This is a genomic window from Bacillus sp. G1(2015b) (genome assembly GCF_001482475.1).
Lineage (GTDB): Bacteria > Bacillota > Bacilli > Bacillales > Bacillaceae > Bacillus > Bacillus safensis.
Map to the genome: position 1 here is coordinate 45,171 of NZ_LKIC01000010.1, position 21,698 is coordinate 66,868.

24 protein-coding genes are annotated in these 21,698 nt (G+C 41.3%); 1 reads left to right on the plus strand and 23 read right to left on the minus strand.

Annotated elements, in window-relative coordinates; all coding sequences use genetic code 11:
* Position 1 precedes the first annotated feature (1 nt).
* The gene (locus tag AMR95_RS06995) at positions 2-337 is read right to left on the minus strand and encodes a nucleotide pyrophosphohydrolase (protein WP_058837948.1); all 336 of its coding nucleotides are present in this window, start codon (positions 335-337) and stop codon (positions 2-4) included.
* A gap of 137 nt (positions 338-474) precedes the next feature.
* On the opposite strand from AMR95_RS06995, the gene AMR95_RS07000 reads away from it, so the two are divergent.
* Complete coding sequence (locus AMR95_RS07000; protein ID WP_024422789.1) at positions 475-1,347, plus strand: YitT family protein; 873 nt, start codon at positions 475-477, stop codon at positions 1,345-1,347.
* Positions 1,348-1,377: 30 nt separating this feature from the next.
* Here the strand turns inward: AMR95_RS07000 and ypjB are convergent, their stop codons facing one another.
* The 22 genes from ypjB to ndk form a co-directional block, all read right to left on the minus strand.
* Positions 1,378-2,181, minus strand: a complete 804-nt coding sequence (gene ypjB / locus AMR95_RS07005) for a sporulation protein YpjB (RefSeq protein ID WP_034280441.1) — start codon at positions 2,179-2,181, stop codon at positions 1,378-1,380.
* Positions 2,182-2,246: 65 nt separating this feature from the next.
* Entirely contained in the window at positions 2,247-2,840 is a 594-nt protein-coding gene (locus AMR95_RS07010) for a DUF1405 domain-containing protein (protein WP_039179519.1), read from the minus strand.
* A gap of 100 nt (positions 2,841-2,940) precedes the next feature.
* Positions 2,941-3,708 carry a menaquinol-cytochrome c reductase cytochrome b/c subunit gene (locus tag AMR95_RS07015; protein ID WP_039179522.1) on the minus strand — a complete coding sequence of 256 codons (768 nt, stop codon included), beginning with the start codon at positions 3,706-3,708 and terminating at the stop codon, positions 2,941-2,943.
* A 41-nt stretch (positions 3,709-3,749) separates the two neighbouring features.
* A complete protein-coding gene (gene qcrB, locus AMR95_RS07020; RefSeq protein WP_003215804.1) occupies positions 3,750-4,424 on the minus strand; it encodes a menaquinol-cytochrome c reductase cytochrome b subunit in 675 nt (224 codons plus the stop codon).
* 2 nt (positions 4,425-4,426) lie between these two features.
* On the minus strand, positions 4,427-4,933 hold the full coding sequence (locus tag AMR95_RS07025; protein WP_007500911.1) for a ubiquinol-cytochrome c reductase iron-sulfur subunit: 507 nt from the start codon (positions 4,931-4,933) through the stop codon (positions 4,427-4,429).
* 144 nt (positions 4,934-5,077) lie between these two features.
* Positions 5,078-5,524: a YpiF family protein gene (locus tag AMR95_RS07030; RefSeq protein ID WP_058837949.1), complete on the minus strand. Its 447-nt coding sequence runs from the start codon at positions 5,522-5,524 to the stop codon at positions 5,078-5,080.
* 61 nt (positions 5,525-5,585) lie between these two features.
* Positions 5,586-6,125, minus strand: coding sequence for a ReoY family proteolytic degradation factor (locus AMR95_RS07035; RefSeq protein WP_008344562.1), 540 nt, complete (start codon positions 6,123-6,125; stop codon positions 5,586-5,588).
* Between the two features lie 75 nt (positions 6,126-6,200).
* Positions 6,201-7,472, minus strand: a complete 1,272-nt coding sequence (locus tag AMR95_RS07040) for a tetratricopeptide repeat protein (protein WP_058837950.1) — start codon at positions 7,470-7,472, stop codon at positions 6,201-6,203.
* 279 nt (positions 7,473-7,751) lie between these two features.
* The gene (aroA, locus tag AMR95_RS07045) at positions 7,752-9,038 is read right to left on the minus strand and encodes a 3-phosphoshikimate 1-carboxyvinyltransferase (RefSeq protein ID WP_058837951.1); all 1,287 of its coding nucleotides are present in this window, start codon (positions 9,036-9,038) and stop codon (positions 7,752-7,754) included.
* Between the two features lie 10 nt (positions 9,039-9,048).
* Positions 9,049-10,164, minus strand: a complete 1,116-nt coding sequence (locus AMR95_RS07050) for a prephenate dehydrogenase (RefSeq protein WP_058837952.1) — start codon at positions 10,162-10,164, stop codon at positions 9,049-9,051.
* A 115-nt stretch (positions 10,165-10,279) separates the two neighbouring features.
* Positions 10,280-11,377, minus strand: a complete 1,098-nt coding sequence (gene hisC / locus AMR95_RS07055; protein WP_058837953.1) for a histidinol-phosphate transaminase — start codon at positions 11,375-11,377, stop codon at positions 10,280-10,282.
* A gap of 11 nt (positions 11,378-11,388) precedes the next feature.
* Positions 11,389-12,192, minus strand: a complete 804-nt coding sequence (trpA, locus tag AMR95_RS07060; protein WP_058837954.1) for a tryptophan synthase subunit alpha — start codon at positions 12,190-12,192, stop codon at positions 11,389-11,391.
* Complete coding sequence (trpB, locus tag AMR95_RS07065) at positions 12,185-13,387, minus strand: tryptophan synthase subunit beta (RefSeq protein ID WP_041085889.1); 1,203 nt, start codon at positions 13,385-13,387, stop codon at positions 12,185-12,187. Before trpB ends, trpA begins: the two co-directional genes overlap by 8 nt.
* Positions 13,368-14,036 carry a phosphoribosylanthranilate isomerase gene (locus AMR95_RS07070; protein WP_058837955.1) on the minus strand — a complete coding sequence of 223 codons (669 nt, stop codon included), beginning with the start codon at positions 14,034-14,036 and terminating at the stop codon, positions 13,368-13,370. Before AMR95_RS07070 ends, trpB begins: the two co-directional genes overlap by 20 nt.
* Positions 14,033-14,785, minus strand: a complete 753-nt coding sequence (gene trpC / locus AMR95_RS07075; protein ID WP_058837956.1) for an indole-3-glycerol phosphate synthase TrpC — start codon at positions 14,783-14,785, stop codon at positions 14,033-14,035. The genes AMR95_RS07070 and trpC overlap by 4 nt, the downstream gene beginning before the upstream one ends.
* The gene (trpD, locus tag AMR95_RS07080; RefSeq protein ID WP_058837957.1) at positions 14,778-15,800 is read right to left on the minus strand and encodes an anthranilate phosphoribosyltransferase; all 1,023 of its coding nucleotides are present in this window, start codon (positions 15,798-15,800) and stop codon (positions 14,778-14,780) included. Before trpD ends, trpC begins: the two co-directional genes overlap by 8 nt.
* A complete protein-coding gene (gene trpE, locus AMR95_RS07085; protein WP_058837958.1) occupies positions 15,772-17,319 on the minus strand; it encodes an anthranilate synthase component I in 1,548 nt (515 codons plus the stop codon). The genes trpD and trpE overlap by 29 nt, the downstream gene beginning before the upstream one ends.
* Before the next feature lie 231 nt (positions 17,320-17,550).
* Positions 17,551-17,934, minus strand: coding sequence for a chorismate mutase (gene aroH / locus AMR95_RS07090; protein WP_024422804.1), 384 nt, complete (start codon positions 17,932-17,934; stop codon positions 17,551-17,553).
* Complete coding sequence (gene aroB, locus AMR95_RS07095; RefSeq protein ID WP_058837959.1) at positions 17,931-19,022, minus strand: 3-dehydroquinate synthase; 1,092 nt, start codon at positions 19,020-19,022, stop codon at positions 17,931-17,933. Before aroB ends, aroH begins: the two co-directional genes overlap by 4 nt.
* Positions 19,022-20,194, minus strand: coding sequence for a chorismate synthase (gene aroC / locus AMR95_RS07100; RefSeq protein WP_024422806.1), 1,173 nt, complete (start codon positions 20,192-20,194; stop codon positions 19,022-19,024). The genes aroB and aroC overlap by 1 nt, the downstream gene beginning before the upstream one ends.
* A 74-nt stretch (positions 20,195-20,268) precedes the next feature.
* The gene (locus AMR95_RS07105) at positions 20,269-21,048 is read right to left on the minus strand and encodes a CheR family methyltransferase (RefSeq protein ID WP_039179563.1); all 780 of its coding nucleotides are present in this window, start codon (positions 21,046-21,048) and stop codon (positions 20,269-20,271) included.
* A 145-nt stretch (positions 21,049-21,193) separates the two neighbouring features.
* A complete protein-coding gene (ndk, locus tag AMR95_RS07110; RefSeq protein ID WP_024422808.1) occupies positions 21,194-21,640 on the minus strand; it encodes a nucleoside-diphosphate kinase in 447 nt (148 codons plus the stop codon).
* Positions 21,641-21,698: the final 58 nt, after the last annotated feature.

Sequence of the window (21,698 nt, forward strand, 5' to 3'; positions counted from 1 at the left end):
TCTACTTCCCTTCTTTTTTCGTCCAGCGGTCTTTATCTCTTGTGTTGAATTTATGCATCACACGGTCATGTGCTTCTTCTAGTGAAATATCAAGTGAATTAGCGAGGCATGTTAACACAAACAATACATCGCCTATCTCTTCTTCCATGCTTTTTTCTGTTTCCGTTGTTTTTTTCGGCTTTTCTCCATAGTAATGGTTAACCTCTCTTGCCAGCTCTCCCAATTCTTCTGTCAGACGGGCCATCATGGCAAGCGGGCTGAAATAGCCTTCTTTAAATTGTCCTATGTAATCATCTACTTCTTGCTGCACTTGACGCAGCGTTTTTTCTTTCGTCATGAAGCTCATCCTCCTATCCATCTCTTACATGTTAGCGAAATCATAAATATTTGACAAATGTTTAAGACTCAGTTTGCTTGTTTCTCTCCCATACCATATAATATTATCGCTGTCTAAGCAAAAAAAGGAGTGATCTCTTGCTAAAAGAAATTCGTCTTAAAAATATCGTATTTATTTTAATAGGATCTGCGATTTTTTCTTTCGGTCTTGTTCATTTTAATATGCAGAACAATTTGGCGGAAGGCGGATTTACAGGTATTACACTGCTTTTATATTTTCTATTTCACATTGACCCATCTATTTCAAACCTTGTCTTAAACATTCCGATCTTTTTTATTGGCTGGAAAATGCTCGGCAGAACGATGTTTACTTATACAATTGTAGGCACAGTTAGTCTTTCTGTCTTTCTTGCCATCTTCCAGCGCTTTCAAATACATATGCCTCTCCAGCACGATTTAGCCTTAGCCGCCCTCTTTGCAGGTGTGTTTATCGGAACAGGCCTCGGGATCATCTTTAAATTCGGCGGTACAACAGGCGGTGTAGACATCATTGCAAGGCTGATCAACAAGCATTATCAGGTGGCCATGGGACGAACAATGTTCATCTTCGACGCATGCGTCATTACCATTTCTCTTACCTACTTAAACTATAAAGAAGCGATGTATACACTTGTCGCAGTATTTGTTGCTGCGAAGGTCATTGACTTCATGCAAGAAGGCGCTTACGCTGCCAAAGGCGCCATGATTATCTCTGAAAAAGATGACATCATTCAAAAGAAAATCACGGATGAAATGGAGCGCGGTGTCACCATCTTAAAAGGGGTCGGTTCCTATACGAAGCAGGAGCGCAACGTCCTTTATTGCGTCGTTCCGAAAAACGAGCTTGTCCACCTCAAAAGCGTCGTAACCTCAGTCGATCCTCATGCGTTCGTATCAGTCAGTGACGTGCATGATGTACTCGGTGAAGGCTTTACATTAGATGAACACAAAAAGCCGCTCAATCCACATTAAAAAAGAAGCACCAGTTTTGGGCTTCTTTTTTTATGATTTAGGATAATCAGCCTGACGTTTTTGCTTCTTTTCTTTTTCAGCACGATATTTCCGAAATCCAACATACGTTAACGTTAGTAAAATGATACTCCCAGTTGTTAAGATGACCCATAAAAGGGATGGATCAGCTTCATCTTCATCGACGTGAGCAAACACACTCGATAAATCCTCTTCCAGCTTCGTGAGACGTTCAAGCTTTGTCCCACTTGATGCTTTTAAAAATTCACCTTGCTCAATCACTTCCATATGCTGCTTAATCGTCTGGAGCTTTTCAGGCGAAATATCAATGGTTAAGCTCGGATAGATCATATCGTATAAAGAAACCAGCTCATTCCAAGTTTCATAAAATGTCGTCGATTCTGGATCTTTCACTTCTTTTTTCAAAGTAGGAAAAGACCCCATAATGGGCTTCTCGAGCGAACCCCAAAGAGGCTCAGAATCCGACTGGATCGCATCAAGCAGCATTCTAAATTGAGAAGCATAACGAAGCTTTTCGCGCTCATTCAATTCTTCCTGCGGCAGCCCTTTTATCATATCTTGATAGCCAAGTGTAATTTGCCGAATCTGCGTATTCGTCAAAGTTCCACGCCAATTCTCAGCTTTAAATGTCTTTTCAACATACAATGCGACTTGTAATGCCTCATCATATTTAGCTTGTCTCGTTAATTGAAAGATGGAATCTGATAGTTCCGTTAATTCTTGCAGCGTGTTAGCAGCTGTTTCCTCACCTTTGGCAACAGCAGGATGTAATACGAGAAAAAATAATAGAATCATCGCGATTGGCTTTCGTTTCATGCAAGTCCCTCCTAGCCCTTCTCCTTACAGCGTATGAAGAAAAGGACAAGGTTAGACCAACATTGTTAAGGGAGTTCCAGCTTGACCGATTTTTTCGATAGAACGAGATAATACGAAACAAGAAGAACCGCGATACTTAACCAAAACGTCGCATAACCGATCTCGTTTGAATAGGCAGACAGCATAGAATAACGCGGCATCATACCAAATACATAATCAATCACATCGTTATGTAAAATCCAAATTCCCGCTACCACGAGATGACGCATTTGGAAACGATAATACGGCGCAAACAATACGGCCTGAACCGCCATCGCAAAGTGAGACCCAATCAGCATGTAGCCTTCCCACGGAAAATCATCAACAGATAAAAGCACAAAGATATTCATTCCTACCGCCCATAGCCCATATTTAATCAAGGTCACAAGAGCAAGTGCTTCAAAATAAGGAGCATTTCGTTTCATCAAAAACGCAAGTAATACAAATAAAAAGAAAAAGCTGGCCGTTGGACTGTCTGGTACAAAAGCTAAAAAGACAGCCGGCGTCTCTACGAGCTGCGGAATATACCAATAGTATCCGTACACAGTGCCAAGGAAATTGATCATAAGCACCAGCACAAGCAGGTAGCGCGTCGCTAGCAAATATTGAATCCATCTCATATGTCTCTTCACTCACGATCTGTTAAAATCAGAAAAAAGCTGACAGCGCCAGCTTTTTCTCTTTTGAGTATATCCTTGTACTTGCATTTAAACAACTGAATTATTTTGATTTGACCTCGGATAAATATTTAGAGAGCTTCTCGAGTTCTTCATCACTGCCTTTAAAGACACCCTTAGGCATGTTGCCTTTTCCTTCTACAGCGATTTTAGCGATCTCCTCAGGCGAAAGACCGTTGTCAACGAGTGACGGTCCGGCTGCTCCGCCCTGCATGTTATCCCCGTGACAGGAGATACATGTCTGCTCTTGATAAATTTTATACTCTTCAGCTGAAGTATCAATCTCTGCTTCTTTCTTAATCTCACCTTGTTTTGCCGCTGCTTCCCAATCATGGGTTGCAACAGACTCCCACGTTAAATATGTTGCTGCGCCGACTGCAAGGATCATCATCCCTACAGCAATTGGTCTTCTATACGGTCTGCGTTCTGGACCTGAATCAAGAAATGGTGCGAGCAAAAGTGCACCAAACGCGATTCCAGGCATAATCATCGCGCCGACGACAGTAAAGCTACCTGCAGCAAATTCATATTTTAATAACTGGTACAAAAATAGGAAATACCAGTCTGGCAGCGGAATATAGCCAGTATCTGTCGGATCAGCCATCCGCTCAAGCGGAGGCGCATGAACAACAGTTAGGACAAGAAACCCAATTAAAAAAACGGCACCTACAAGCCATTCCTTTAAAAGAAAGTTCGGCCAAAAGGCTTCTGTTTTTCCCGGATATTCGGAATAGTCTTTAGGTATGTTAGGTTTTCTTTCTGCCGGTATTCTGGAATCTCCGACAAACTTCATCCCTTTTCCCCTATGCAAAGTCATCCCCTCCTCATTGAACATTCATCAAACGCAACATTTTATAGCGGTCCAGAAATTCCTTGCTTACGAATCATAATAAAGTGGGCAGCCATCAGCCCAAATAATGCCGCTGGCAAGAAAAAGACGTGGATAGCGAAGAATCTCGTCAGCGTTTGTGCCCCTACAATGTCAGGATGACCTGCAAGCAGCGTTTTGATCTCTTTACCAATGAAAGGTGTTGCTTCTGCTATTTGAAGACCAACCTTCGTCGCAAACAGCGCCTTCATATCCCATGGTAAAAGATAGCCTGTAAAACCAAGTCCAAGCATCACAAAGAAAATGAGCACACCAACAATCCAGTTCAGCTCTCTAGGCTTTTTATACGCCCCTTGGAAAAAGACCCTTAGCGTATGTAAAAACATCATCACAATGACTAAACTCGCACCCCAGTGGTGCATCCCTCTGACAATCTGGCCAAATGCCACTTCATTTTGCAAATAATAGACAGATTCCCAGGCATTTTTAATATCCGGCACGTAATACATCGTTAAAAACATGCCCGACAGGACTTGAATGACTGTCACAAAAAACGTTAAACCGCCAAAACAGTACACAAAAGCGGAGAAATGATGTGCTGGATTGACGTGCTCTGGCACCTCGTGATCCGCAATATCTCTCCATATCGGTGTAATGTCTAGCCGCTCATCTACCCAATCGTAAATCTTGTTAAGCATCGTTACCCTTCCCCTTTCGGCACAGCTTTTCCAAGATAGAGGTATCCGTCCTTCACTTGCTGCTTATAATGGTCAAGCGGTGCAAGCGGTGGAGTTCCGGGTACGTTTGTACCATCCTTGTCGTACAGCCCATAATGGCACGGGCAGAAAAATTTGTTTGGATTTTTCGGATCACTGTTCCAGTTCACTGTACATCCTAAATGTTTACAGATTGGCGATAAAGCGACAATTTCATCCCCTTCTTTGTACACCCATGCTGACCTAGATTCCTTTGACTCATACCATGCATCTACTTGATCAATTTTAAAGTCAAAGCGCTTCGGTTCCTTTGTCAGTTCATCTACACTGACAACTTGAACCATATCCTGATCCTCTGTTCCTTTTAGCACAGGGTCAAGCGCAAAGCGAACCATAGGCATGAGCATTCCAGCGGCCATAAATCCCCCCACGCCGGTCAACGTGTAATTCAAAAATTGACGCCTGGACACTCCATGTCTCTTCTCGCTCATTTTTTTCTCCCCCCCTCAGGTCGTCAGCTACTTTATAACTGAATTAGAAAAAATTTCATAAAACTAGGACACCCTCATAATATATCAATCTATTCACAAGGTCAACATCCTAAAAAGCTATGTACAATGCAAATGTAAGGGTTTTTATGAAGGGTTCCATTTTTGTAACAAAAAGTTCAAAATTTGTTCTACACTGTCTTGAATGACTTTTTGCTTTAATTCAACCTTCAAATGCTCCAGCGGAACCGGCTTGAGCAAAAATAGCGATTCGCTGATCTCAGCATGCTCTTTCCACTGGTGATCAGATGTGATCAGTGCGACATGCTGAAAATGATCTTTGAGCGACTGCTTCATTGTGAGTATGTCTTCTTGTTTCCGGTCACTCACTTCTAAATATGTATGTGGTGGAAAAAGAAAAACCCGCCCTTTTAATTGTCTTTCAAGTTCCTCTGCTACAAGAATAGTAAACTCTCCTAAAGACACGGTTTGTTTCATTTGATCTGCGTTAATCCCAACTAATGGAATGATAGCGGTATCAATGTAAGATTTAGATTGCAAAAAGCGATCCGCGTCCTCTGCTTGAAACTTCATCAATTTCCCCTCTTTCATGACATAAGCCCTGCCTGTATAGGGCAAGGCTTATTCGTTCAGTTTATGACAATAGGCTTAATTCTTTTGCCAGCTTATTAAATGTTTCTTGATCATGACGGTCAAGTGCTTCATCTATCTCTTTCATGAGCCGTTCTTTTTGGAAAGTTGCGATTGAGTGCTCAAGCACTTTCTCAGCAAGATCCTTATCTTTTTCATTCTCATAAAGATCCTTTGGAATATGGGGATTTGTTTCAAGAACAGCTGCATATTCCGGCGAACGATAAGCAGAACGGAAATTCAATTGAATAAACAAGTCCTGCTGTTTATTCAAACGAATATCATGAAATGATTTTTCAGCATCTGTCGTCATGATGTTTTCTTTATAAAATCTAAAGGGAACTTCATCCACACAGTGTGTTGACATGATGATTCCCCTTGGGCAAAATTCTGCTTGCTCTACAAAATGAACCTTTTCCATCAAAGAGTCGTGACTCATTAAATAATTTAATATCCAAACACACTCTCTTCGCTTTAGCTGATAATGGTTTAAGAACCACCGGATAAATTCCTTCTTTTCATTGACAGAAACAGGGGTCTGCATGTTATTCCCTCCTCTATCGTAAATTAAATTGCTATACATGAATTATTCAACAAACCAGTTCTTCATTCCTGCAAACTATAAGGAAATTTCGTCTTCAATTCTTAAAATCGTTTCTTCAATTTCTTCATTTGTGCCATCTTTCTCTAGAACTTTGCGTAATAACGGCAATGCTTCTTTTTGTCTGCCCTCTTCTAAAAGGAACGAAGCGTATTCATATAAAAAGTCACGTTCCTCATCAAAATCAGGCAGGGCAAGCTTGAAATACTCGGCAGCTTCTTTGTATTCTTCTCGCCCGACAGAAGCAGATGCTGCATACCAATTCCATTTTGGATCATCTTCCCCAAAGCTTTTAACCTCTTTTATAACATCTAGAATTTCATCAAACAGCTCTTCATTTAAATAAATCGCCAGCAATGTTTGAACTGCTTCAATATAACCCGGATCGAGAGCAAGTGCTTCTTGAAGCAGTTTTTTCGCATCTACTGAATCCCCATTTTTCAAATCAATCTTGGCACCATATAAATATAATTCTTTGTTATACTCATCAACTTTAATACCCTCTTTTACTACCTCTAAAGCCTCGTGATATAGTCCTTCTTCCTCATAACTTTTCGCTAAAGGCATATAAAGTGACGAATAGGACGGATCAATATCTTTCAGTTCTGTAAGCTGCTGAATGGCTGTTTTTGTTCTGCCAGCCCTCATCGCTGTAAATCCATAGCCAAAAAGAGTGTTCGGGTCTGCTTGATCTTTTACTGCCTTTTCGTACCATTCAAGTGCATCCTCAAATTCTCCAGCTGTACTGAGCGATTCAGCGAGCCGCTGATACACATTGACACCGCCAACCTCATGCTGTTGATCTGCCACTTTGTAGAAAAAATCAGCCGCTTTCTTTGAAAGACCTTGAGAAAAATACAACTCACCTAATGCAAAATCGATGATAGCTTCATTCGGAAGTAGTTCTTTCGCTTTTAAAAGCTTTTGTTCACTGACTTCAAATAGTCCTTGCATCTGATACAAATCTGCCATTAACAATAAACTCTCTGGGTACGCATCATCATCTTCAGGAATCGTTTCTAATACTGCAATCGCCTTCTCTTCTTCATCAGAATCAATCAGCAGCTCTGCATAAAAACACGTTAAACCTGTTTCCTCTGGATATAAATCATGTAAATCACTGATGAGATTCCGTGCTTTATCGATATCTCCCCAATCATAATATAATTGAGCCGCTTGCGCCTTTTCTTCATCATGCAAATGCTTCTCTGCTTGAGCAAGTGTTTGGAGTCCTTTTTCAGTCTCACCCGCCTCAACTAATTTTATGGCTTCTTGTAATGAACTATTCAAATCAAACCGTTCCTTTCTGTTTCCAAAAACCTAAACTATTGTTACTTCATATCATAATCGACAGGTGCACATCCAGCAAATATGTTGCTCTTTTAAAATGAACCCATTTTTGTGTTTTAAAGACTGTTTTTCATTTCATCCTATACGAAACTGATGATTTGTAAACTGCAGACACTATTTTTATCGGACAAAATGTTTTTTTCAAGGTTTCACCTTGAGACAAGCTATGCTATATTTCTGACAAATATGCAGAAGGAAAGAAAAAGCCTGAGGACATCCTCAGACTGTTTTTGTTAAATATTCAATGTGTTCAAAGAAATTCGGGTATGAGACACGAACAGCTTCTGTATCTTCAATCTCAATTGCTTGCTTTGTCACACATGCGGCAATTCCCAGCATCATACCGATACGGTGATCTCCGTAGCTTGAGACGACTGCGCCGCCTTGAAGCGTAGTTTTACCATGAATCTTCATACCATCATCTGTTGCTTCAATATCAGCACCGAGTTTTTTAAGTTCTGATACGACTGTATCAATTCGATTGGTTTCTTTTACTTTTAACTCAGCAGCATCTTTAATGATTGTTGTTCCTTCTGCTTGGGTCGCAAGAAGCGCAATTATCGGAATTTCATCGATGAGTCTTGAAATCATGTCACCAGAAATTTCAATCCCTTTTAATGATGAAGTAGAAATGGTTAAATCACCGTACGGTTCTCCGCCTTTGGCATCTACTTCATTGATCTCAAGATTTGCCCCCATAAGTTTCAGCACATCAATAATACCCGTTCTTGTTTTGTTTAGCCCGACATTTTTTAAAACAATTCGGCTATTAGGAACGATTGATCCAGCTACAAGGAAAAATGCAGCTGAAGAGATGTCCCCAGGAACAAATATATCTGTTGCTGTTAATGTTTGGCCGCCTTCAATGGAAACACTTTGTTCATCTTCATCTAGTTTCACACCAAACATTGAGAGCATTCTTTCTGTATGATCTCTTGATTTGTGTGGTTCAGTTAATGTCGTTGTTCCCTCTGCTTGCAGCCCTGCTAAAAGGACAGCTGACTTAATTTGTGCACTTGCCACTGGAGACTCATAGGTTATGCCTTTTAAATGACCGCCACGAATAGACAGTGGTGTATACTCGCCATTTGCTCTGCCGTCTATTTTGGCTCCTAGTTGTTTAAGCGGACCCGTCACACGTTTCATTGGTCTTTTGGCAATACTCTCATCACCAATTAGTGTACTGTGAAACTCACAACCAGCTAATATTCCCATCATTAATCGAATGGTTGTACCAGAGTTGCCAACATCGAGAATGTCAGACGGCTCCTTGAGCTCTTTAAGTCCTTTACCATGAATGACAACATCTGTCCCTTTTTGTTCAATTTCAACGCCCATCTTTCTCAAGCAATCAATCGTACTTAAACAATCAGCTCCAGGAAGAAAGTTTTTCACTACTGTGGTTCCATCAGCAATTGCACCAAACATCACTGATCTATGTGAAATAGATTTATCACCTGGGATATGAATTTCTCCATTCATAGGAGCATTTTTATGAATTTTCATGTTTGTCACCTCAGTCAGCATAAAATGTATCGTAATTCGCTCTATTTTTTATACAGATTTCTGCACGCTTCCGGTCGTCATCTGTTTGAAAACTAATGCGTAAAATCCCATTAATGTCTTCCCGCGTCTCTATAATACGGATATTTGTAATACTAATGTTTTCACTTGCTAGATGCCCTGTAATCTCCGAAATGACCCCAGGGTGATCCGGAACATCGACATACAGATCATAAAAAGAAGGAATAGCTCCTTTTTTCCTTAGAGGAAGTCCATCGCGATATTCCTTTGCATCTTGAAAATAAGAGAACAATCCTTCAGCATCTTCTTGCTGTACGAAGGTCTCAATGCGGTTAATCTCTTTTTTCCATTCATGAAAACGGTCTAAAATCTTATGTTTATTGTGCAGCAGGATATCCCGCCACATTGCAGGATTACTTGAAGCAATTCGTGTGATATCACGAAAGCCTCCAGCAGCAAACCGTTTAACAAGTGGGAATTGTTCTTCAAAATGATGCGCTTGATGCACAAGGCTGGCTGCAACAATATGAGGAAAATGGCTAATGACACTTGTCACAGCATCATGTTCTTCTGGTGTCATCTCGATGAAATGAGCATTTGTCCCCTTTAACAAATTCATCAACCGATCAACAGCTTGACGGTTTGTTTCCTTTGCAGGCGTTAAAATGTAGAACGCATTTTCAAATAAAAAGTCTTTTGCTGCAATAACACCTGACTTATGAGAGCCTGCCATTGGATGGCCACCAATAAATTGGTAATGCTCAGGCAGCGCTTTTTCAGCAAAATGGACGACCTTTTGCTTTGTGCTGCCGACATCAGTGATTGTGAGCTCTCTTTCAATTCCAGAGTCTGCAATATCACTAAGCATCTTTACTGTTTGCTGGACAGGTGTTGCCAAAATAATGGTTGAAGATTCTTCTAAACCCGCTAGAAACGAATCAGCTGTTGCATCAATAATTCCCAGTTTTGTTGCAGCAACCATTTGCTCTTTGGAAACATCAAATCCTACAATTTTTTTATGAGGATACTCTTTTTTAATCGAGAGTGCAATGGACCCACCGATTAAACCGAGTCCAGCGATTAATATTGTTTCGTTTGCATCGTTCATATTCATCACCTGATTTTTCGCGAAAATTAAACAACCTATTTCAACAGCTTATATGTATAGGAGGTTGGTACAATGAAAGCCATATCCTGCATTAGGATATGACTTTATGGTTATGCTACGCACGAATGCCTTGCAGTAAATCGGCAAGTGTACTTAGAATTTCTTCATTTTGGTCTTTTGTTCCGACGGTAATACGTAAAGAAGTCGGAAAACCAAGTGCTTTACCGGAACGAACAATGTAACCTTTTTTCAATAATGCATTGAACAATTCATCTGCATCTCGTTTAAAATCAATCAGCACAAAGTTTGTTTGAGATGGATAGATATATAGTCCAAAACGGTCAGCGAAATCTTGGTATTGCTTGAGACCTGCTTCATTTTTCTGTCTGCATGATTGAATGAAGTCTTGATCTTTTATCGCTGCACGCGCAGCTGCCTGAGCGATACGGCTAGTATTAAACGGCTCTCTCGCTGGTTCAATGGCAGTAATTAGCTCTTCTGATGCAATCCCATAACCTACTCGAAGTGCTGCAAGTCCATACGCTTTAGAAAACGTTCGAAGTACAATGACATTTTGATAGGATTGTAATAAAGATAAACTGTCTGGAAAATCTTCTGCACGAACGTATTCAACATACGCTTCATCTAGTACAACAAGCACGTGAGCCGGCACTTCGTCTAAAAACGCCACAAGCTCAGATTCTGACAAATGATTTCCCGTCGGGTTATTTGGATTACATACCCAGACAACCTTCGTGTTTTCATCGATCGCATCCAGCATGCCCTTCAGATCGTGAGCTCCTCCGTCTAAAAGAGGCACTTCTCGAATTTCAGCATGTTCAATCACTGCATTGTGACGGTATTGCGGAAAAGATGGAGATGGGATGACGGTATTTGTATGTTGATCAAGGAATGCTCTTGCAATAATTTGCACAAGTTCATCTGAGCCATTCCCGAAAATTAATTGTTTTTCACTTACTTGAAGAAATTCAGCCAGCTCCGTTCTTAAACTTGCGCTGTATCCATCTGGATAAATCGCTAAATGTTCGAGCTCGGCCTGTATCGCCTCTCTTGCATGTACGGAACATCCAAAAGGGTTTTCATTTGAAGCCAATTTCACAATTTTGTCTAATTGATATTCTTTTTTGACCTCTTCAATTGGTTTCCCAGGTTGATACGGTTTAAGCTGTTTTAATTGATCTTTGATTTGCAAAATGTTTCACCTCATTTGAATGAATAGAGGGGACTAAATGTTTTTGCATATGTTTCAAATTCTCTTAAAGCCTCTTGACGTGTATCACTTGCCAGCAATTGTTCTTGAAGCTCTTCAATTTTTTTCACAAGTGCACTGCCGACAACGACGCCGTCACTCAGTTTATTCATTGAGTCTACCTGCTCTCTTGTTGAGATGCCAAAACCGACCGCAACCGGTATTTGACTCAACTGTTTCACTTGTTGAATAAAATCTGTAATTGACGCGTCAAAGGATTGTCTGACACCTGTTACACCAAGAGATGAAACACAATACACAAAACCTTCTGCCTGCTCTACAATGTTTACTAAGCGTTCCTTGCTTGTTGGTGCAACGAGTGAAATATATGAAATGTCATGGGTTTGACAGTTCTTTTGCAGCTCGCTGCTCTCTTCAAACGGCAAGTCGGGTGTTAAGAGTCCCGAAATATGATTTTTGCGCAGTAAAGCGAAAAAGTATTCTGTGTCTAATTGTAACACAGGATTATAATACGTAAATAGAATTACAGGAATTTTTACACCGTTTTTTTTCATCTTCCCTGCTAATTCTATCGCTTTTACGATATTCATGCCATGATTTAGAGCTCTTTTGGAGGCTCTTTGAATGACAGGACCGTCTGCAAGTGGATCGGAATAAGGAACACCGAGTTCAATCGCATGTGCACCGGCTGCTTGAAGGGAGATAGCTAAATCAATCGTGATGTCTTCTGACGGATCTCCTGCTGTGATAAATGGGATGAATAATTTTTCGCCTTGCTCTAATTGAAATCTAATCATTTTGTTTTCCCTCACTTTCAAGCACGTTCATTAATGTATGCACATCCTTATCGCCTCTTCCTGACAGGCAGACAAGAACGATTTCATCTTCATTCATCGTCTTGCTTACCTCAAACGCCTTGGCTAGCGCATGTGCAGATTCAATTGCTGGAAGTATTCCTTCTTTTTCAGTCAGCAGTTTTAGGGCATCTAGTGCTTCTTGATCTGTCGCACTCACATATTGAACCCGTCCGCTCGCATGTAAATAGGCGTGCTCTGGTCCAATTCCCGGATAATCTAAACCAGCGGAAATAGAATACGGCTCAATAATCTGGCCAAATTCGTCTTGGATTAAATAGGTCAAAGACCCATGGATCACACCTTTTGTTCCTTTCGTGATGGTTGCAGCATGGAGCGGCGTATCGATTCCTTTTCCAGCTGCCTCTACCCCAATGATATCTACCTCTTCATCTAAGAATGCCCGGTACATTCCAATGGCATTACTTCCGCCGCCAACACAGGCAATCACTTTATGTGGAAGCCTTCCTTCTTTTTCAAGCAGCTGCTCTTTTGCTTCATCACCAATCATGCGCTGGAACTCGCTGACAATTTGAGGATACGGATGAGGGCCAACAACGGAGCCGATCATATAAAAATGATCACTGCAGTGCTGAACCCAATAGCGAATGGCTTCGTTTGTTGCATCTTTTAAAGTACCATTTCCGCTTGTGACAGGTATGACTTCAGCACCAAGCAGTTTCATTCGGAAGACATTGAGTGATTGTCTTTCCACATCTTCTTTTCCCATAAAGACCGTGCAGGATAACCCGAACTTTGCGGCTACCGTTGCAGCAGCTACTCCGTGCTGACCTGCGCCTGTTTCCGCGATGATGTTTGATTTCCCCATTTTTTTCGCAAGCAGGGCCTGCCCAAGCGCATTGTTAATTTTATGAGCACCAGTGTGGTTTAAATCTTCTCTTTTTAAATAGATCTTTGCGCCGCCGAGGTATGCTGATATTTGGTCAGCATATGTAAGCGCAGTTGGTCTGCCTGAATAGTTTTGAAGTAGTGATACATATTCTGCTTGAAAAGCAGGATCTTCTTTTAATTCACGAAATGCCTGTTCAATTTCTGCAAGTGGCTGCATGAGCGTTTCCGGCACAAATTTCCCTCCGAATTCTCCGTATCTGCCAATCTCATTTGGATATGCGTACATCATTTAACATCCTTTCTTCGAGCGCTTCGATCTTAGCGCTGCTTTTCTTTCCGTTTTCTTCTATTCCGCTTGAAAGATCTATCGCTTCTGGACCATAGGCGAGCAGATCTGCTATCGTTTCTGGTGTGATGCCGCCTGCAATTACGCAAGTCTTCCCCAGCCGTTTTGCATGTTTAACGTATAGAGGCACTGCCTCCCAAGCAAAAGCTGTTCCAGAGCCGCCTCTCATCCCTTTTACTTTCGCATCAATAAGGAAGCCATCGATAACAGGCGCAAATGCCGTCATTTTTTCAAGCGTTCTTGTTACATCAGGCTCGTGATGGAACACTTTCCAAACGACAGCCCCTGTTTGTTGTTTGATTTCTTTTACGTCATCCTGCGTTTCATCTCCATGAAGCTGTACGATATCTAAAGGTATCTGTTTTGTGATCTCGCGCACTCTTTGAATCTTTTCATTTACAAATACACCGGCAATCTTTTTCTCACACTTTGTTTGGATGAGCCATTGTTTCACTTGATCTGGTTGGACTTGTCTTTTACTTGGAGCAAAAATAAATCCGATGGCATCTGCGTGAGATTGCGCAATACATTCCACATCTTCTTGTGATACTGCCCCGCAATATTTTACATAAGGCTTCATCCTGTTCATTCTCCAAACAATGTCTGAACGGCTTTTTCTTGTGATTGTTCTCTCATTAATGATTCTCCTACAAGGATTGCACCCGCTCCATGATTCTTCACAAAGGTTAGATCATCAAATGTTTGAATCCCGCTCTCACTCACTAGTAAGACCTCTTTTGGAACGAGGGGGGCAATCTCTTTTGTTTGTTCAACTGTTGTTGTAAATGTATTTAGATTCCGGTTGTTCACTCCAATGATTTCAGGAGTGAACAACTTTAAAATATTTTCCAGTGTATCTGCTGCATGTACTTCGACAAGGACATCAAGTCCATTCTCTTTCGCTTCAGCATAGAGCTCGTGCAGCTTTTGCGGCTCAAGTACTTCTCCAATTAATAAAATGGCATCTGCTCCTATACGTCTTGACTCTTCTACCTGTATGGAGTCAATGATGAAATCTTTTCTTAAAATTGGACGATCTACGTGTTTTTTAATGAGGGATAAGTATTCGTTTTTTCCTTGAAAAAATGGTTCATCCGTTAAAACAGATAAGCAATCAGCGTTGGATTTTTCGTAAGCTTTTGCTGTTTGTAAAGGATCAAAATTTGGTTGAATGATTCCTTTGGAAGGAGACGCCTTTTTCACCTCAGCAATTAGACCAATTGAGCGATGAGGATTCATGAGTGCTTCTTTAAATGATCGTCTTTCAAAGTGTTCATCTACTGGTAACTGCAATGTTTGAATATGTTCTTTTTTGCGGGCAATGATTTGATTAAGCATAGATCTCTTCCTCTCTCGTTTTTTGTTTTAAACGAGCCAATTGTTCTTTGGCTGCGCCGTTTTTAATCGTTTCAATCGCTTTTAATGTTCCTGCCATGAGGCTTTCTGACTTCCCTGCGACATATAAAGCCGCTCCAGCATTCAGGGCTGTAATATGAAGCGGCGCCCCTACTGTTTGATGATTCAATATATTCTGAATCAATTTGGCACTCTCTTCCGGTGATTGGACCTGAATATCTGATAAATATCCTTTTTGCAGCCCAAAGTCTTCTGGATTGAGTGTATATTCTGTCATGACATCTTTTTTGAGTTCAATCACATATGAATTTGCTGTAATCGTTAATTCATCAAGCCCATCTTCTCCGCAAACAAACAGCACATGTTCTGGCTCTAATGGCGCAAGGGCTTTTGCCATTAATTTTGCCTTTTCCTTTGAGTAGACGCCGATGATTTGCTTTTTGGCTTGCATTGGATGGCAAAGCGGGCCTAATAGATTAAATACCGTCCGGAAGCCGAGCTGCTTACGGACTGCGGCTACTTGTTTCATAGATGAATGATACAATGGTGCAAATAAAAAGCCCATGTTTTTCTCTTGTATTTGTCTTCTTGTTTCTTCCGGTGTGGATTGAATGTGAATCCCAAGACACTCTAGTACATCGGCACTCCCGCTTTTAGAAGAAACTGATCGGTTTCCGTGTTTTGCGATTTTGGCTCCAGCAGCGGAAGCGACAATGGCAGCGGCAGTTGATATATTAAAGGTGGAGAGTCCATCGCCTCCTGTGCCGCAAGTATCAACAACATCAAGCGATCGTTCCATTGGTGCTGCATTTTGCCGCATGGCTTTCACAAAACCCGTCATTTCTTCAGCGGTTTCTCCTCTATGCGCTAAAATGGAAAGACTTGCAGCGACTTCAGCATCTGTTAAAAAGCCGCTCATCATATCTTGCATGAGTTTATTTGCTTCATTTTCTGATAGAAAGCCTCCATTAACAAGAGCTGATAGTCGGTGATTCATCCTGCACACTCTCCTTTTCTGAGAAAATATGTTCCGCAAGCTGAATGGCTTTCAGAAGTGCTCCTGCCTTGTTACAAGTCTCTTCCCACTCGTTTTCTGGGACAGAATCAGCCACAATGCCGGCGCCTGCTTGTATAGAAGCGGTCTGATTTTTGACGCTCATCGTACGAATGGTAATACAGGAGTCGATATTACCGTCGAATCCAATATAAGCAATACAGCCGCCATACGTTTCCCTTGGCTCAGGCTCCATTTCATTTAATAATTGCATCGCTCTTATTTTCGGGGCACCTGTTAATGTGCCTGCTGGGAAAGCGGACATGAGCGCATCGACTGGATGTGTATCCCGCTTTAGCTTTCCTGTCACAATGGAGATAATGTGCATGACATGTGAAAAATTCACTACTTTTGTAAAGGTCGGTACGGACACACTGCCGTATTCTGCCACACGGCCTACATCATTTCTGGCAAGATCTACTAACATGTAATGCTCTGCTTTTTCCTTTTCATCTTCAAGCAGCTCTTTTGCTAATGCGGCATCCTCTTCTCTTGTTCTTCCTCTTTTTCTTGTGCCTGCAATAGGATGGATTTCTAGATGCCCGTTTTTGGCATGGATTAATCGTTCTGGCGAGCTGCCGACTAAATCACGGTCTTTTAATTTCATAAAATACATATATGGAGATGGATTCACAATCCGAAGCACGCGGTATAACTCAAATGAACTCACTGATACAGGGATATCAAATCGCTGCGAGAGGACACCTTGGAAAATGTCACCCGCTCGAATGTATTCTTTGATCTTTTCTACGTCCTTTAAAAATTGCGCTTTTTCATAGGTTGACGTCACATGTTCAAAAGATGGCGGCTCGTTCATATTCCCTGTTAAAATCAGTTCTTTCATATCAGTCTTTGAATGGAGCTTGTGAATCATCTGTTCAAGCTGTTTTTGATTTTCTTTGTAAGCGCGTATTTTTTCGTCTTCTGCTTCATGTCCGGTTAGCTGGGTGTACTGGATAAATTGAACATGATTCGTTTCATGATCAAAGGCGATCATCGTTTGGCAGACAAATAATGTGCAATTATCTGCCAGCGATGCGTTTCGATGAGGCCTGACAGAAGGTTCAATGTTTGGAATCAGATCGTAGCTTAAGTACCCAACTGCCCCACCTGTAAATGGGATATCAATATTTGGCGCTTTGATTTGATATTGCTCTTTCATCCAATCCAGCAGTTCTTTCAGCTCTTGCTTTTGCATGACTTCCTGCCCCGAAGCATCACGTGCAATGTATTTGTTTTGGTCATCATGCAAGGTTAAAAACGGGTGCAATCCAATGAAAGAATATCTCGACCAGCTGGAAGACTCATCTTTGCTTTCTAGCAAATACACAATATCTTGTTTGAGTTTTTCAACAATTTGAATCGGTGAGAGCGTATCGACTGTAATGGTTTCAACAATTGGGATTGTTTTGTAGGACTCACTGTCCTTTAAAAATTGGGTCAGGTTTGATTGGGAATTCATAAGCACACTCCTTAAATGGGATTAAGGAGAATGAGGGGACATATAGAGGGTTTGTATGAGTATACGAAATAAGCCTAAAAGAGGGTTTCTCTTTTAGGCAGTATGATTAAATAGAAGTATCGTATCTCTGCTCAACTCTACTCATCTCAACTACCCTAGTCTCATTCTCATCTTCTCTAAGCTTGCAATGCCGTTTACACCTGTGTGTAAACTTCGGCTGTTCATATCGTATTATAATTCCTTGTTTTTTGTCAACTGTAAATCAGGGCGAAGCGTCACAGCTTCTTCCAAGTACACATGCTGTATGTCTTCCTGCTTTGTATCTGTCTGGACAGTCATTAAGACACGAATACATTGCTTTAAACCGCCATCAATGTCTAGTTCCTGCATGCAAGTAACCGGTACATATGTCCAGCCTTCAAACTGACGAAGTGCTTTTGCCGGAAAAACGGAGTGAATATCTTGTGTAGCTGAAATCAAGATCTGCACGACACGTTCTGGATCTACTTGGTTTCTTGAAATAATCGCTTCTAACAGCTGTTTCGTTTTGTTTAACACTTCAGTTTCTGTATCTTCTATCACAGTTGTAGCCCCACGTATCCCGCGAAACATCATAGACATCCCTCCTCCCGTTTCCATTCTTCGAGCCAGTAGTGCAGCTCATCTTTTGTGAAAGACTGTAAAGTGACGTCTCCAACCTGTTTTAATAAAACAAATTGAACACTGCCGCCTCTTGCTTTTTTATCACCAATCATCCGGTCAACAAATGTTTTCGTTGAAATATCTGGTGTGACTTGTACAGGGAATCCAAGCTCTTGCATCCACTCTTTTAGTTCCAAACGATTAAGGCTGAGCCCCAGCTGCTTTTCGCTCACATACAGCGCAAACTGCATGCCGATTGCAATGGCATCTCCATGCGTGATGACGCCGTATCCGTATTCTGCTTCAATGGCATGCCCCAGTGTATGGCCTAAATTCAAAAATGCACGCACACCTTGTTCTTTTTCATCTTCTTGAACAATTGACGCTTTGACTTGAATGCCTTGATACAGCATATGTGCCAGCTCACTCTTTGATAAATCCGACAAAGAACGAATGGACATCAGTTGTGATAAAAAGTCTTCACTAGAAATCAATGCATGTTTGATGACTTCTGCAAAGCCTGATCTTCGTTCAATTTGAGATAGAGTCTCAAGCATACTAGTATCATAGATCACAGCTTTCGGCTGATGAAACGCACCGATTAAATTTTTACCGAGCGGATGGTTGATCCCTGTTTTCCCGCCAACTGCACTGTCATGTGCCAGCAGCGTCGTCGGCACTTGGATAAAGTCAATGCCCCTCATATAAGTGGCAGCAGCAAATCCAGCCAAATCTCCAATCACACCGCCTCCCAGCGCAATAATGCAGGAGGAACGATCAAGCTGAAATTGAATGGCTTTCGTATGAATATGCTCAAATTCGGCAAAGGATTTTGACTGCTCTCCGCTTGGCACAACCACTTTGTTCACAGGCCACTTCTCTTGAAGTAAGCGAACCACCTCATCACCATAAATGGCATCAACAGCTGTATCTGTGACGATTAAGAGCTTCGTATAGGAATGCCCAGTGGAAGTTATCAAGTCGACGATATTGCGTTTAATCCCATCACCGATAAATACAGGATAAGTGGCTGAAGACGTCTTAACTTCCAGTGTTTTCATTAAAATTCCCTCTGAAGCTGGCGCATTTTTTCAACATTTTCTTTAATGCGGTCGATTTGGTCAAGGCCAAACTGCTCCACAACTGCATTGGCAATTTCCCATGCCACGACTGCTTCTGCAACAACACTTGCGGCAGGAACAGCGCAGCTGTCAGAACGTTCAATACTTGCAGAGAAAGGTTCTTTTGTTTCAATGTCAACGCTTTGAAGCGGCTTATAAAGCGTTGGGATTGGTTTCATAACCCCTCTTACGACAATTGGCATACCAGTTGACATTCCGCCTTCAAGACCACCTAGGCGGTTTGTTTTTCTCGTATAGCCCTTTTCTTCATCCCAGATGATTTCATCATGGACCTCACTGCCATTTTTAGAGGCTGCCTCGAAACCAATACCGAATTCAACCCCTTTAAAAGCGTTGATACTAAGTACAGCGCCAGCAAGCTTGCTGTCCAATTTACGGTCGTAATGAACATAGCTGCCAACCCCAACCGGCATCCCTTCAACGATGACTTCAACAATTCCGCCAATTGAATCGCCGTTTTTCTTCGCTTCATCAATTGCATCCATCATTTTCTGACCTGCTTCACTGTCATAGCAGCGAACAGGTGATTCTTCTGTTACCTTTTGCAAATCTTCAATAGACTCATATGCTGTATGAGCTGCTTTCACTCCGCCAATTTCAAGGACGTGGCCAGCTACTTTAATCCCTAGATGCGCCAAGATTTGTTTGGCAACTGCGCCTGCTGCTACGCGAACAGTTGTCTCGCGGGCTGATGAGCGCTCTAATACGTTTCTCATATCACGATGTCCGTATTTAATCGCACCATTTAAATCCGCATGTCCTGGTCTTGGACGAGAGATTTGACGCTTCATTTCACTTTCTTCTTCTTCTGTGATCGGCTCTGCCCCCATCACCTTTGTCCAGTGCTTCCAGTCGTTATTTTCAACAACAAGAGCGATTGGCGAACCTAATGTTCTCCCGTGGCGAACGCCACTTAACACTTTTGCCTGGTCTTTTTCGATCTGCATTCTTCTTCCTCGACCATGACCTTTTTGTCTTCTAGCCAATTCATAATTGATGTCATCCTGCTCTATGTAAAGTCCTGCTGGAACTCCTTCAATAATTGTGGTCAATTGTGGACCATGTGATTCACCTGCTGTTAAGTACCTCATTGACTTAATCTCCCTTCATCGCATTAACGCTTTTAAGTAAAAATATAATAACACACTTACTACTAAAAAGTCAGCTACATACCCTTCTTTTGATAAAAGAAAGTATCAGCAGATGTCAGTCCAAACTTTTCAGGATGAAAAATTTGCTCTGTAGAACCAACAAATAATACGCCATTTTGTTTTAAACTACTGCTCATTTTCAAGTAAATTTCTTCTTTCGCCTCTTCAGTAAAATAAATCAGTACATTTCGGCAAACGATAAGGTCAAGCTGTTTTTCATATGGATCAGCTAAAAGGTTGTGCTTCTTAAATTGAATATGCTTTCGAACCTCATTTTTCACAGTGTAAAATGAGGAATCTTCTTTTGTGAAATACTTTTGCTTGATATGATCTGGTACCTCTTGCAGAGAGCGTTCATGATATCTGCCTTTTTGAGCTGACTGCAGAACTTTATCATCAATGTCAGTTGCAATAATTTGAAAATCTTTCACAAGAGGATGGCTTGACAGCAGCATAGAGAGTGTATATGGCTCTTCTCCTGTCGAACATGCTGCGCTCCAAATCTTTAAGGTGCCGCCATTTTTCGAAAGCAGCGGCAGGATTTTTTGATCAAGTACTTCCCAGCGCTGATAGTTTCGGTAAAATTCTGACACATTAATCGTCATGCGGTCCATCGTCTCATCTAATAGTGCTCTGTCCTTTTCAAGCGCGGCCGCGAATGCTTCGAAATCTTTAAATCCTTTTTTATCATAAAGTGATGTTAATCTTCGTTTCATTTGTGCTTCTTTATATAAATTCAGATCAACCCCGGTTAGTTTTTTCCATTTTCCAACAAATACTTGATATGGATCCATCAATGTCCTCTCCTGTCTCATCTATCTTTGTCCTAGTATAGCTGTTTTTATCGAAAATTTGTATCTTCTCATACGAAATTTCGTGTAGAAAGGTCAATATAAAAAAAGCCAAAGTGCTCATTGAATGAACACCTTGGCTTGAACCTTAATAAATCCAGCTTGAGATGGTTTGATCCCAGCTTGTGAGTTCTTCTTGTTTGAAGAATAAGTTAATTTCTCTTTCAGCACTTTCTGGTGAGTCTGACCCATGAATAATGTTTTTCCCAACAGTCAATCCATAGTCTCCTCTTATTGTTCCTGGAAGCGCTTCCTTTGGATTTGTTTTGCCGATAATTTGTCTTGTTACGTCTACTACCTGTTCACCTTGCCATACCATGGCAAATACAGGTCCTGATGTAATAAAGTCAACCAATTCCCCGAAAAATGGTTTTTCTTTATGCTCTCCGTAATGTGTTTCTGCTACTTCCTTTGGTATACTCATTAGTTTTGCACCAACAAGCTGAAGCCCCTTTTTTTCGAATCTTGACACAATGTCACCGATTAATTGTCTTTCTACACCATCAGGTTTGACCATAAGAAATGTTTTGTCCATATACGTTTTCCACCCCGTCGTTATGTATGTATAGGCTTACATTGTTACAAAGTGATCG

Excerpts from the sequence above, each read along its gene's own strand:
- ndk (WP_024422808.1), bottom strand. The coding sequence starts at position 21,640 with ATGGACAAAACATTTCTTATGGTCAAACCTGATGGTGTAGAAAGACAA.
- trpB (WP_041085889.1), bottom strand. The coding sequence starts at position 13,387 with ATGTACGCATATCCAAATGAGATTGGCAGATACGGAGAATTCGGAGGG.
- aroC (WP_024422806.1), bottom strand. The coding sequence starts at position 20,194 with ATGAGGTACTTAACAGCAGGTGAATCACATGGTCCACAATTGACCACA.
- AMR95_RS07105 (WP_039179563.1), bottom strand. The coding sequence starts at position 21,048 with ATGGATCCATATCAAGTATTTGTTGGAAAATGGAAAAAACTAACCGGG.
- AMR95_RS07070 (WP_058837955.1), bottom strand. The coding sequence starts at position 14,036 with ATGAACAGGATGAAGCCTTATGTAAAATATTGCGGGGCAGTATCACAA.
- AMR95_RS07050 (WP_058837952.1), bottom strand. The coding sequence starts at position 10,164 with ATGAACGATGCAAACGAAACAATATTAATCGCTGGACTCGGTTTAATC.
- ypjB (WP_034280441.1), bottom strand. The coding sequence starts at position 2,181 with ATGAAACGAAAGCCAATCGCGATGATTCTATTATTTTTTCTCGTATTA.
- trpA (WP_058837954.1), bottom strand. The coding sequence starts at position 12,192 with ATGATTAGATTTCAATTAGAGCAAGGCGAAAAATTATTCATCCCATTT.
- trpC (WP_058837956.1), bottom strand. The coding sequence starts at position 14,785 with ATGCTTAATCAAATCATTGCCCGCAAAAAAGAACATATTCAAACATTG.
- AMR95_RS06995 (WP_058837948.1), bottom strand. The coding sequence starts at position 337 with ATGACGAAAGAAAAAACGCTGCGTCAAGTGCAGCAAGAAGTAGATGAT.
- qcrB (WP_003215804.1), bottom strand. The coding sequence starts at position 4,424 with ATGCTTAACAAGATTTACGATTGGGTAGATGAGCGGCTAGACATTACA.
- trpD (WP_058837957.1), bottom strand. The coding sequence starts at position 15,800 with ATGAATCACCGACTATCAGCTCTTGTTAATGGAGGCTTTCTATCAGAA.
- trpE (WP_058837958.1), bottom strand. The coding sequence starts at position 17,319 with ATGAATTCCCAATCAAACCTGACCCAATTTTTAAAGGACAGTGAGTCC.
- aroB (WP_058837959.1), bottom strand. The coding sequence starts at position 19,022 with ATGAAAACACTGGAAGTTAAGACGTCTTCAGCCACTTATCCTGTATTT.
- AMR95_RS07025 (WP_007500911.1), bottom strand. The coding sequence starts at position 4,933 with ATGAGCGAGAAGAGACATGGAGTGTCCAGGCGTCAATTTTTGAATTAC.
- aroA (WP_058837951.1), bottom strand. The coding sequence starts at position 9,038 with ATGAAAATTCATAAAAATGCTCCTATGAATGGAGAAATTCATATCCCA.
- AMR95_RS07010 (WP_039179519.1), bottom strand. The coding sequence starts at position 2,840 with ATGAGATGGATTCAATATTTGCTAGCGACGCGCTACCTGCTTGTGCTG.
- AMR95_RS07035 (WP_008344562.1), bottom strand. The coding sequence starts at position 6,125 with ATGCAGACCCCTGTTTCTGTCAATGAAAAGAAGGAATTTATCCGGTGG.
- AMR95_RS07030 (WP_058837949.1), bottom strand. The coding sequence starts at position 5,524 with ATGAAGTTTCAAGCAGAGGACGCGGATCGCTTTTTGCAATCTAAATCT.
- aroH (WP_024422804.1), bottom strand. The coding sequence starts at position 17,934 with ATGATGTTTCGCGGGATACGTGGGGCTACAACTGTGATAGAAGATACA.